This window comes from Clostridium sp., assembly GCF_047718555.1.
Lineage (GTDB): Bacteria > Bacillota > Clostridia > Clostridiales > Clostridiaceae > Clostridium_I.
The window spans coordinates 1-12,259 of sequence record NZ_JBDNRK010000018.1; the positions used below are offsets into that span (position 1 = coordinate 1).

General features: G+C 28.6%; 9 protein-coding genes. 8 read left to right on the plus strand and 1 reads right to left on the minus strand.

The annotated features are described in order from the left end of the window. The first annotated feature begins 401 nt into the window (after window positions 1-401). The 5 genes from ABF633_RS08990 to ABF633_RS09010 all read left to right on the plus strand — a co-directional run bounded on the left by ABF633_RS08990 (window position 402) and on the right by ABF633_RS09010 (window position 6,283). On the plus strand, window positions 402-1,598 hold the full coding sequence (locus ABF633_RS08990) for a pyridoxal phosphate-dependent aminotransferase (protein WP_415523364.1): 1,197 nt from the start codon (window positions 402-404) through the stop codon (window positions 1,596-1,598). 277 nt (window positions 1,599-1,875) lie between these two features. Beyond that, complete coding sequence (locus ABF633_RS08995) at window positions 1,876-2,136, plus strand: HPr family phosphocarrier protein (protein ID WP_003442296.1); 261 nt, start codon at window positions 1,876-1,878, stop codon at window positions 2,134-2,136. A 90-nt stretch (window positions 2,137-2,226) separates the two neighbouring features. After that, window positions 2,227-3,585 (plus strand): alpha-amylase family glycosyl hydrolase, encoded by a 1,359-nt coding sequence (locus ABF633_RS09000; RefSeq protein WP_415523365.1) that lies wholly within the window; start codon window positions 2,227-2,229, stop codon window positions 3,583-3,585. A 129-nt stretch (window positions 3,586-3,714) separates the two neighbouring features. Further along, window positions 3,715-5,145: an adenylosuccinate lyase gene (gene purB / locus ABF633_RS09005; protein ID WP_415523366.1), complete on the plus strand. Its 1,431-nt coding sequence runs from the start codon at window positions 3,715-3,717 to the stop codon at window positions 5,143-5,145. 268 nt (window positions 5,146-5,413) lie between these two features. Continuing rightward, the gene (locus ABF633_RS09010) at window positions 5,414-6,283 is read left to right on the plus strand and encodes an SDR family oxidoreductase (protein ID WP_415523368.1); all 870 of its coding nucleotides are present in this window, start codon (window positions 5,414-5,416) and stop codon (window positions 6,281-6,283) included. A gap of 262 nt (window positions 6,284-6,545) precedes the next feature. Here ABF633_RS09010 and ABF633_RS09015 read toward each other — a convergent pair whose 3' ends face one another. Beyond that, window positions 6,546-7,655: a DEAD/DEAH box helicase gene (locus ABF633_RS09015; protein ID WP_415523426.1), complete on the minus strand. Its 1,110-nt coding sequence runs from the start codon at window positions 7,653-7,655 to the stop codon at window positions 6,546-6,548. A 545-nt stretch (window positions 7,656-8,200) separates the two neighbouring features. On the opposite strand from ABF633_RS09015, the gene recQ reads away from it, so the two are divergent. The 3 genes from recQ (at window position 8,201) to ABF633_RS09030 (ending at window position 12,169) form a co-directional block, all read left to right on the plus strand. Beyond that, window positions 8,201-10,369, plus strand: a complete 2,169-nt coding sequence (gene recQ / locus ABF633_RS09020) for a DNA helicase RecQ (protein ID WP_415523369.1) — start codon at window positions 8,201-8,203, stop codon at window positions 10,367-10,369. 235 nt (window positions 10,370-10,604) lie between these two features. Then, the gene (locus tag ABF633_RS09025; protein WP_415523370.1) at window positions 10,605-11,132 is read left to right on the plus strand and encodes a 2'-5' RNA ligase family protein; all 528 of its coding nucleotides are present in this window, start codon (window positions 10,605-10,607) and stop codon (window positions 11,130-11,132) included. A 227-nt stretch (window positions 11,133-11,359) separates the two neighbouring features. Beyond that, a complete protein-coding gene (locus ABF633_RS09030) occupies window positions 11,360-12,169 on the plus strand; it encodes a DUF1189 domain-containing protein (RefSeq protein WP_415523371.1) in 810 nt (269 codons plus the stop codon). Window positions 12,170-12,259 lie beyond the last annotated feature (90 nt).

Consider the following 12,259-nt stretch of genomic DNA (forward strand, 5'->3'; position numbering starts at 1 on the left):
AGTAAGTTTCAGCTGGAGAAAAAAACTCCACCTGAAACAAAGAACTCTGTTTATGTGGCCAAAATTATGTGTAATATCCATTAAATCTTTCATTATATTCTATATATGACATGAAAGTTTTAAGTAAACTCAGCATTTATTTTAATATGTGAAGTTAAAAATATTTAGAATACTATTGTTTAGTAATTTAATTAGGAATATAATTTCTATAGATATTATTATATATATTATAATTGCAATTCATTTAGGATAAGAGGGAGTCTGTCTATCCCTCAAAATTAGATGAATTATCTAGGAACTGTCCATGCTATATCACGTTTAAAGGGATGGTAATATGCATTGGCTAGTTTCATATAAATTTTACAACAGTGAAAAATTATCCATATTAGGAGGTATTCTTTATGATTTTATCCAACAAAGCAAAAAATATTTCTCCATCTCTTACTTTAGCTATTACTGCAAAAGTAAAAGAAATGAGGAAAAATGGTATAGATGTTATAGGTTTTGGCGCCGGTGAACCTGACTTCAATACTCCTAAAAATATTCAACTTGCAGCTATAAAGGCAATGGAAGAAGGATATACTAAATATACTGCTGCATCAGGTATAATAGAGTTAAAAAAAGCTATAGCCAATAAATTTAAAAGGGATAATAATTTAACTTATGATGTATCACAAATTATAATATCAAATGGTGCAAAACAATGTATTAATGATGTTTTTCAGGCTATATTAAATCCAGGGGATGAGGTTATAATCAGTAGTCCTTATTGGGTAACTTATCCCGAACTAGTAAAATTAAGTGATGGTGTGCCTGTAATTATTGCTACTGAAGAAAAAAATTCTTTTAAGTTTACTATTAATGACCTTGAAAAGGCTGTTACAGCAAAAACTAAAGCTATAATATTAAATAGTCCCAATAATCCAACAGGAACAGTTTATTCAAAAGAAGAAATTGAAAAAATTGCGGCATTTGCAAAAAAACATGATATTTTAATTATTTCTGATGAAATATATGAAAAATTAATTTATGGTGATTTTAAGCACTTAAGTATTGCTAGTTTAAGTGAAGATTTATTTAAAAGAACTATTGTAATTAATGGTATGTCTAAAACCTATGCTATGACTGGTTGGAGAATAGGTTATGCTGCTAGTGGTAATACTGAAATAATTAAGCTAATGTCAAATGTACAGGGTCATACTACGGCTAATCCTAATTCCATAGCTCAGTATGCATCTGTAGAAGCATTAACCGGAGATCAATCTTCAGTAGAATTTATGATAAGTAAATTTAAAGAGAGAAGAAATTATATGGTAAATAAAATAAACAGTATAGAAAATGTATCATGTACTAAACCAGAAGGTGCCTTTTATGTAATGATGAACATAAGTAAATTAATAGGTAAAAAAGCAAATGGAAAAGTAATAAATAGTTCTATTGATTTTGCTGAAAGTCTTTTAGATGATAGTAAAGTAGCAGTAGTTCCAGGAAATGCCTTTGGCGTTTCAGAATATGTTAGACTTTCTTATGCAACTTCTATGGAAAATATAGAAAAAGGACTTGAAAGAATACATAATTTCGTAAATAAAATTAGCTAGATATAGAAATGAAATATATAAGCTGCAATAAATATTTACTGTAAAATAGATATTCTATTTAAATATTATCTATAAAGCGTTATTAATGAAATGTATAATTTTAATTGCAGCTTGTATTATATATGCAAAAATAGGCAATAAAGTTAAATTAACTAGAATAAAACTTATTGAAATCGTATTAATTATTTTCTAAAATTTACTTGAATAAATTATTGTAAAATGATAAACTTATTAAAGAGATTTCAAAATAGTATATTAGTTAACAGAGGTGGATATAATGGTAACAAAAGAAGCTACAGTAAAAAGTTCTACTGGTTTACATGCTAGACCAGCTACATTATTAGTAAAAAAAGCATCTTCTTTTAAATCAGATGTTAGTCTTGAATACAATGGTAAAAAGGCTAATATTAAAAGTTTAATAGGAGTTTTATCTTTAGGAGTTACTAGCAATGCTGTTGTTAAAGTAACTGCTTCAGGTGACGATGAAACTTTAGCAGCTGAAGAAGTAGCAAAGTTAATCGAATCAATTACTGAATAATTAGATTCATAAGATAAAAGGATAGCTCATAAGGCTATCCTTTTATCTTTGTCATAAACAGAGTTCTTGAAATTTTAAGGAGGTTTTTGTATGAACCCTTGGTATAATGAAGCAGTATTCTATCATATTTATCCACTGGGATTTTGCGGAGCACCAAAGTCTAATGATTTTAAAGCGGGGCCTGTAGAACGTTTAGCAAAGATCTATGATTGGATTGATCACATTAAATATTTAGGTGCCAATTCTATTTATTTTGGTCCAATATTTGAGTCAACATCTCATGGTTATGACACAACAGACTATAATGTAGTTGACAGACGTTTAGGCAATAAAGATACTTTTATTAAACTTGTAAAGACTTTGCATGAGAATAATATAAGAGTAGTAATTGATGGCGTATTTAATCATGTAGGTCGTGATTTTTTTGCATTTAAGGATATACTTTTAAATGGACAAAAATCTAGATATTGCAGCTGGTTTCACAATCTCAATTTCAATCAAAAAAGTCCATTAAATGATCCTTTTAGCTATGATACATGGAATGGATACTATAATCTTGTTAAGCTTAATCTCGGTAATCAAGAAGTTAAGGAATATCTCTTTGAAGCCATAAAAATGTGGATTAAAGAACTGGATATTGATGGTTTACGTTTAGATTGTGCAGACTGCCTTGATTTTAATTTTATTACTGAAATGTCTTCCTTATGTAAAAAAATAAAACCAGATTTTTGGCTTATGGGTGAAATTATACATGGAGATTACAACCGTTGGGCAAATACTAATATGCTTGACTCTGTGACAAATTATGAATGCTATAAAGGATTATACTCCAGCCATAATGATAAAAACTATTTTGAAATTGCCTATTCATTTAACCGCCAGTTTGGAGAGAATTTTGGTATATATAGAAATATTTACTTATATAATTTTGTTGATAACCACGATGTGAATAGAATTGCCAGTACATTAAAATACTTAGATTATATTTACCCCTTACATGTACTTTTGTTTACTATGCCTGGTATCCCTTCTATTTACTACGGCAGTGAGTGGGGAATTAAAGGTACAAAGAATATTTCGGACGATGATTTACGTCCTGAACTGGATCTAACAAGTATGTCATCAAGTAATTCTAATAAAAATTTAATAGAATTAATCCATCAATTGGCTGAAATACGAAAAAATTCAAAAGCATTAATGCATGGAAAATATTTTCAAATCAAAGTTATGAATGAGCAATTTTCATATGCCAGAATAATGGAAGAGGATTGCATAATTATCGTAGTAAATTTATCACAAAAATCTACTTCCTTAGAAATTGATATACCTATAAAAGGGGTTAGAGTAGTTGATATTTTGAATAATAAAGAAACATTTAAAATTGAAAATAACAAATGTCTTGTATCAGATTTACAGCCATGTTGGGCACGAATTCTTAAGGTGGAGTAAAAATAAACTACAGCAAAATGTAAAATGAATTTAATAATTTATTAACATGCAAATTTAAATATTTATGAATGTATGATATAATATGAAATGTATTTTACATTAAGCAACCTTTGCTAGGAGGAAATTTATATGAGAAACATTTACCAAACACCGTTAAATACTAGATATGCATCAAAAGATATGTCATATCTATTTTCTGATGAAATGAAATTTAAGACTTGGAGAAAGCTATGGGTAGCTTTAGCTGAGAGTGAAAAGGAATTAGGATTAAATATAACTGATGAACAAATAGAAGAATTAAAGGCTCATATTGATGATATTAACTATGAGGTAGCAGAAAAAAGGGAAAAAGAAGTAAGACATGATGTAATGAGTCATGTATATGCTTATGGAGTTCAATGTCCTAAAGCTAAAGGTATAATACACCTTGGTGCTACAAGCTGTTATGTAGGAGATAATACAGACATTATCATAATGAAGAAAGCTTTAATACTGATAAAGAATAAAATTATAAATGTTATTGAGCATTTAGCAGAATTTGCATTAAAATATAAGGATTTGCCTGCTTTAGGTTATACTCATCTTCAGCCAGCTCAGCTTACTACCGTTGGAAAGAGAGCTACTCTTTGGATGCAGGATTTACTTCTTGATCTTGAAAATATAAATTTTGTAATTGATACCATAAAACTAAGAGGAGTAAAAGGAACTACAGGCACTCAGGCAAGTTTTATGGAATTATTTGATGGTAATGAAGAAAAGATTAAAACATTGGAAAAGAAAGTTACAGAAAGAATGGGTTTTAAAGAAGCTTACGCTGTAACCGGCCAAACTTATTCCAGAAAAGTAGATTCAATAGTATTGAATACACTTTCAGAAGCAGCGCAAAGTGCTTATAAGTTCAGTAATGATTTGAGAATACTTCAAAGTTTTAAAGAAATGGAAGAGCCTTTTGAGGCTCATCAAATAGGTTCATCTGCTATGGCCTATAAGAGAAATCCTATGAGATCAGAAAGAATAGGCTCTCTAGCAAGATACGTAATTGTAAATTCCCTTAATCCAGCTGTAACTGCTGCAACACAGTGGTTTGAAAGGACTTTAGATGATTCAGCAAATAAGAGAATTTCAATTGCGGAAGCTTTTTTAGCTTTAGATGGGGTACTAAATCTATATATAAATGTGTCCAGCAATTTAGTTGTATATGATAAAGTTGTTGCGGCTAGAGTAAACAATGAATTACCTTTCATGGCCACTGAAAATATACTAATGGAAGCTGTTAAAAGAGGTGGGGATAGACAGGAACTTCATGAAAAAATAAGAGTTTACTCCATGGAAACTGCAAAACGTGTAAAACAAGATGGACTTGATAATAATTTAATAGATTTAATAGCTAAAGACCCTGCTTTCAATATAAAGAAAGATGAAATACTATCAATATTAGATGCTAAAAACTTCGTTGGAAGAGCACCTGGTCAGGTAGTAGATTTCATAAATGATTGTATCAATCCTGTATTGGAAGCGAATAAAGGTATTTTAGATATAAATGTAGATATAAACGTATAATTTTACATTATAAAAAAGCTGCTGGTATTAACCATAGCAGCTTTTTTTATTTACAATGTATTATTATTAATTCTATCTATGTTACTGCTTATTTAAGTAAGCATTCTTTCGAAAAATTCATTTTATAATTTTTAAATTTTGAAATCTTATGTCATGGTTAATAAATTATAGGTTATAAAATCTATAATAATTAACAATACTATATTTATACTAATAAGATTCATTGATAAAGTTAAATATAATTTTATAAAAGGAAGGAAGAATAGAAATGGTAAGCACTTTAAATTATCCTGAAACTATACCTGCTCAAAAGCAAAATCAACAGCCAGGGTTGGAAAAATTAATGAATCCTAAGCCTATATATGATGATCCTGAATATAAAGGTACTGGCAAGCTTAAAAATAAAGTAGCTATTATTACTGGTGGAGATAGCGGAATAGGTAAAGCTGTAGCAATAGCTTATGCAAAAGAAGGAGCTAAAATAGCTATAATCTATTTAAATGAACACGAAGATGCAAAAGATACTAAAAAGATTATAGATGATAAAGGCTCATCTTGTTTAACTATTCCTGGAGACATTGGTGATGATCAATTTTGTAAAGATGCAGTAGATAAAATAATTAAAGAGTATGGCAAAATAGATATACTTGTCAATAATGCAGGTGAACAGCATCCTCAAAACAGTATTGAAGATATAACAAAAGAACAATTGGAAAGAACATTCAAGACTAATATATTTGCTATGTTTTATATGACAAAAGCAGTAATGCCATATTTAAAAAGCGGAGACTCAATTATAAATACTGCATCAATTACTGCATATAAGGGTAATGAGACTCTAATTGATTATTCATCTTCAAAAGGTGCTATAGTTTCATTTACAAGATCATTATCACTTTCTTTAGAAAATAGAAGTATAAGAGTTAACGCCATTGCTCCCGGTCCAATATGGACTCCACTTATACCTTCCACTTTTAGCGATTATGACGTTTCACAATTTGGTTTAGATACGCCTTTAGGAAGACCCGGTCAGCCTGCAGAACTTGCACCTAGCTATGTATTTTTAGCCTCTAATGATTCATCCTATGTTTCAGGTCAAACACTTCATATAAATGGAGGAAATATTTTAAACGGTTAAGTAAATCAATAAGTTCATTATTGGTTATGTACATTATGGCTCAGGTGCTTTTGGTTACAATGTTGGAGAAAAACCTAAACCAGCCCCAAGAAGAGAGGGGACTGTAAATATTATCAAATAGATTAAATTTGTGGTTTTTACATTTCATAATTATAGTAAAAATAATAGTTTTAAACTTAAGAAGCAAGTTAGTTAAAATAAAAAATGACTGTAGGTAGATTTCTTAGAATTCAGATCTACCTACAGTCACCTTTGTTAAGTTTTATATGCTTAATTCTCTTCTCGGAATCTTAAATTTTATAGCTTTTTCTATTTCATCCAATTCTCTTTTGTTTTTAGGGTCTACAAACATGCATGTATAGCCGTATTCACCAGCTCTGCCTGTTCTACCAATTCGATGAATATAGGATTCTGCACTTTCTGGGATATCATAATTATATATATGACTAACTCCACTTATATCTAATCCTCTAGCTGCAACGTCAGTAGCTATTAAGTATTGGATATCTCCATTTCTAAAGGATTTCATTATTCTCTCGCGTTTTGACTGAATTATATCACTATGGAGTTTTATACAATCATATCCACGGCTATACAAAGCCACTTCAAGATCATCAACTCTTCTCTTAGTTCTGCAAAATATTATAGCCATAAATGGTCTGTCTTCATCTAAAACACTACATAAAGCATCTTGCTTTTCTCTGTCTGTAGTTTCTACCACATACTGCTTAATATTATCCAGTGTAACTTTTTCTTTTTTAGCAGTAACTACTAAAGGATCCTTCATATATCTATAGGCTAGTTTTTTAACTTCAGGGTCCATAGTTGCGGAAAAACATAATGTCTGACGTTTTTTAGAAGTTTCCTTTATAATATTTTCAATATCGTTTTTAAAACCCATAAGTAGTATTTGATCTGCCTCATCTAGTACTAAAGTCTTTAAATTCATAAGGTTTATTGTTTTTCTAGCAAGATGATCTAAAAGTCTTCCTGGAGTTGCTATAATTAAATGGATGTTTCTCTTTAACTTTTTCATTTGAGATCCTATATCTTTACCGCCATAGGCTGCTAAAATATTGATAGCTTTAGCTTCTTTAAGTTTCATGGCTTCTTCAGTTATTTGAATAGCAAGTTCTCTTGTAGGGGTTACAATCAAAGCCTGAATTGTTGGAGAATCAACTGATATGCTTTCAAAAATGGGAAGTAAAAAAGCAAGAGTTTTTCCCGTACCTGTTTGTGCCTCCGCTATAAGGTCTCTTCCTTCTTTAATAAAGCTAATACTCTCTTTTTGAATTGCTGTTGGCTCAGTAATACCTGTTTTCTTTAATGCATTTATTATATCTTCACTAATTCTAAGTTCTTTAAAATTCATTTTATTATACCGTCCATTCTTAGGCATATTCAAAAAATAATCAGTTATTATACTAGTCTATTTTTCATTTTCCACTTATTATTTATTTTCACATACCGTATTCGTATTTTTATTTAAATCATCTAATCATATCATATTGATGAAATTAATACTAATATTATTGTGTAATTGAGAGATAAATATTATTTCTACTACAGCTGGACATATTAATATTAGTCAATTAGCCATATACTTTACGTAATATTTATTATGTAAAGTATATAAAATGTAAACCTAGTCCAATTCCATACTTTAAACTGAAATTCTTAAATTTCAAAAAAACAACCACATTATAAAGAAAACTTTAAGTCATAAATACAACAAAATTTATAAAATATCAAACACTTTAAATAGAAAATCAGGCTATTCTGCATCTAAAGAATGTAAACAGTAGTATTATCCTTAACAAATAGAAATATAGCTGAAATATTGTTTGAAAATTTGTCAATAATGTATAATAATAAATAGGATAGTTACATATTGATTTAAATGAGGTGTCAATTTTGATGAAAGAAGCATTAAATGCATTACAGGAATACTATGGATATAAAGAATTTAGAAAATCTCAAAACTCTGTAATTGACAGCATATTGTGTGGGAAAGATACTTTGGCTGTTATGCCAACAGGGGGAGGTAAATCCATTTGCTATCAGATACCAGCATTATTATTTGATGGAGTTACAATCGTAATATCTCCATTAATATCTCTTATGAAAGATCAAGTGGATAATATAAAAGATTTAGGTATAAGTGCAGAATATATAAATAGCTCTCTTAACTTTAAAGAAATCCAGTCAATTATTGAAAAGTTAAATAATAATGAAATAAAAATTCTTTATCTAGCACCAGAAAGATTGGAATCAGTTCAATTCTGTAACCTTATGCAAACACTAAATATATCTCAAGTTGCTGTAGATGAAGCACATTGTGTATCGCAATGGGGCCATGATTTTAGAACAAGCTATAGATATATAAGTAAATTTATAAAAACTCTTTCGAAAAGGCCTATAATAACTGCTTTTACTGCTACAGCTACTGAGGAAGTAAGAAAAGATATAATAAAGCTAATAGAGCTTAATAATCCTGGAGTTTTTATATCAGGTTTTGATAGAGAAAATTTAAAAATAAACATATTAAAAATAGCAGGTAGATTAAAATATGTATTAAATTATATAAAAGAAAACAGAGATCAATCTGGAATAATATATGCATCAACGAGAAAAGAAGTAGATAATATTTATGAAAATCTTATTGAAAATAACATATCTGCCTCTAGATATCATGCAGGATTATCCGATGTTGAAAGAAAACAAAATCAAGAAGACTTTGTATATGATAGAATTAATGTTATGGTAGCTACTAATGCCTTTGGTATGGGAATTGATAAGTCAAATGTGCGTTTTGTAATACACTATAATATGCCTAAAAATATTGAAAGCTATTATCAGGAAATAGGGAGAGCTGGCCGTGATGGAGAAAAGAGTGAATGTATTTTATTGTTTTCCCCACAGGATATTATGACTCAAAAATATTTAATTGAAGTTGGAACTCAGCAGCCTGAAAGAAGAATAAATGATTATAAGAAACTTCAAACCATGATTGATTTTGTTCATCATAATGGATGTCTTAGAAAATACATTTTAAATTATTTTGGAGAAGATACTGATTATGAGGATTGTGGTAATTGCAGTAACTGTTTAACTGAAGGAGAATTAGTTGATAAAACTGTAGATGCGCAAAAAGTTTTATCCTGCATTTATAGAATGAAAAGAGATTTTGGAGTAAATACAATTGTAGATGTATTAAGAGGTTCTTCTCAAAAGAAAATATTGCAGTACAGATTTAATGAACTATCTACTTATGGATTAATGAAAAATTATTCTAAAAAGGATTTGTCAGAGTTTATAAATACACTTATATCTCATGGATTTATAAATTTAAAAGAAGGGGAATTCCCTACAGTTATACTTAGTGAGCAATCTATGAAAGTTCTAAAAGGAGATGAAAAGGTAGTATTCAAAGAAGCTATTGCAGTTAAGAAAATATCTGAAGATAATGAACTTTTTGAAGCTTTGAGAAGTCTGCGTAAAGAAATAGCAGCAAGCGAGGGTGTACCACCATATTTTATTTTCCCAGACAGTACCTTAAAAGAAATGAGTTTAAGATATCCTTTAAATAAAGAGCATATATTTGATATATCTGGTGTAGGGCAAGTTAAATACGAAAAATATGGTAAAACTTTTTTAAATCTAATAAATGACTACGTAGAAAAAAACAATATTGAAGTTAAATGGACTGAAAGAGCAGAAACTAAAACTTTACACACAGCTCGGACTGTAACTAGAAACACAAGTAATAAGGAAAAAACTCATGATATAACTATTAATATGATAAAAGAAGGTAAGAGCATAAAAGAAATTGCTAAAGAAAGAGAACTTACTGTAACTACAGTACTTGGTCATATAGATAAGTATTTTAGAGAAGGTAATTCAGAAAAGTTTCAAATTAATTTTGATGAGTTCTTTACAGAAGAACAGGAAAAAGAGATTATTTTAGCTGCTGACAAACTAGGTATAGATAGGCTTGCACCAATAAAAGCAGAAGTATCAGATGGAATAAGCTATGATGCAATAAGAGCAGTTGTATTTAAAAATTATATATTAAATAAACTTTAAAGGTATCTTTATGGATAGATAATTTTAAAAAACATTTTAAAAATAAAGTATAAAATTAATTGAGATTTAGAATTATAATATTGATTAATTTTACTTAGTTGGAGTTTATATCTTACTAAGTTTAGATGAATTATCTAGGGACGTATTTCTATTATATTTACTTTCAAAAGTTGGAAATAGTACATCAGCTAATCATGTGATAAATACTAAAAGCGAAAGGAAAGTGAACTCTTTAATGCCATATGTTATAGTTACTACATTAAGTGGGGAAGCATTAAAATTTCATGATGAAATAACAACGAAAGTTTGTAATAAATTTAAAGTGAGAAGAACTAAATTACCAGGGCATATTACCTTAAAAGCACCCTTTGACAGTGATAACATAGATGAACTAATAGATCTACTTGAAGTTTTTGCAAATAGAACTAAAAAAGCACCAATAAACATAGAGGGATATGGCAGTTTTAGAAATGATGTTATATTTATGAAAACAACATTTTCAAAAGAAGCAAAGAAAATTTATGACCAATTAGAACATCTACTTAAAACGCTAAATTGGCTCCAATGGAAGAAAAACGAAAGTGGTGAAAGAGTTTTTCATACAACCATCGTTTCCAAAAGAATAAAAGATAAATTTGAAGAGATATGGAATTATGTAAATGATACTCAGTGCAATTTTAATATTTATTTTGATAATATATCAATTTATATATGGAAAGATAATACATGGGTATTATATAAGAAATTTTTACTTCAAGATTAGAAATTTAAATTTTATTTTACAGTAAAAATTAATTTATAAACAGAGGAATTATTACATAAATGTCGAATATACATACAATGATTGGATTATTCCATAACCAGTTGCTGTTATAATTTATCTTTTAAAGATATGGATAAGGGCGTATGATCTTAGATAATTATTTAAACTTAATGGAAGTATGAATTTTCACTAAGTAAGAATCATTTATATTTTAAAGGGGGATTTTTGTGGAAAATAATATTGAAAAAAAGAAATTAAATTTTTTTGAAAAATTGATAAGCAGTGTACAAGGAATAAAACATTATCAGGATGTTTTAAAAGAAACTGTTGGAAAATCTATTTTATATTTGTTATTAATAGCTTTACTTTTTGGATTTATTGGTGCTATAAGAGGGGCTGTTGATGTAAATAATGGGATATCTGAACTAATAAAAATATATAATACTAAATGGCCAAATTTTGAACTAAAGGATGGAGAATTAAATGTAGATGGCAATATGCCAATGATTTTATCTCAGGATAAGGATTACTATGTTGTCATAGATACAACAAACAGTACTAATCCTAATGTCTTAGATTCCTATGACAAAGGTATTTTAATTTTAAAAGATAAAGCTATTGAAAAAAGAAATGAAGCGACAACTCAAACTATAGATTTCAAATCATTACAGGGGATAACTCTTAATAAAAGTATTATAAATAATTATTTGCCTTTTATTAAACTCATTATACCATTTATTTTTATTGGAAACATACTCCGTTATTTTTTAGGAGGACTTATTAGCGCTCTATTTTTGGCTTTATTTGCACTTATAATTAATGCTGTACTTAAAACAAACTTAAAATATGGGCAATTATACAGCATAAGTATTTACGCATTAACTACTCCATTTATAATTGATGTGATTTTTGGTATTTTTAGTATTCAATATTTTAGCTACTATTGGTTATTCTATCATGCTATAGCTTTCGTTTACGTGGGCTTTGCCATATTTAAATTAAAAGATTCTAAGAATAGTACTGAGGTTAACTATTAAAATCTCAATATTATAATAAAAGTGAGAATCTTTTTAATAACAACATACTACTATTGTGTTTATTGTCTATGTTATGCTAATTACATAGAC

Bases quoted from the DNA above. Each gene is read 5' to 3' on its own strand.
- ABF633_RS08990 (WP_415523364.1), top strand. From the start codon at position 402: ATGATTTTATCCAACAAAGCAAAAAATATTTCTCCATCTCTTACTTTA.
- ABF633_RS08995 (WP_003442296.1), top strand. From the start codon at position 1,876: ATGGTAACAAAAGAAGCTACAGTAAAAAGTTCTACTGGTTTACATGCT.
- ABF633_RS09000 (WP_415523365.1), top strand. From the start codon at position 2,227: ATGAACCCTTGGTATAATGAAGCAGTATTCTATCATATTTATCCACTG.
- purB (WP_415523366.1), top strand. From the start codon at position 3,715: ATGAGAAACATTTACCAAACACCGTTAAATACTAGATATGCATCAAAA.
- ABF633_RS09010 (WP_415523368.1), top strand. From the start codon at position 5,414: ATGGTAAGCACTTTAAATTATCCTGAAACTATACCTGCTCAAAAGCAA.
- ABF633_RS09015 (WP_415523426.1), bottom strand. From the start codon at position 7,655: ATGAATTTTAAAGAACTTAGAATTAGTGAAGATATAATAAATGCATTA.
- recQ (WP_415523369.1), top strand. From the start codon at position 8,201: ATGAAAGAAGCATTAAATGCATTACAGGAATACTATGGATATAAAGAA.
- ABF633_RS09025 (WP_415523370.1), top strand. From the start codon at position 10,605: ATGCCATATGTTATAGTTACTACATTAAGTGGGGAAGCATTAAAATTT.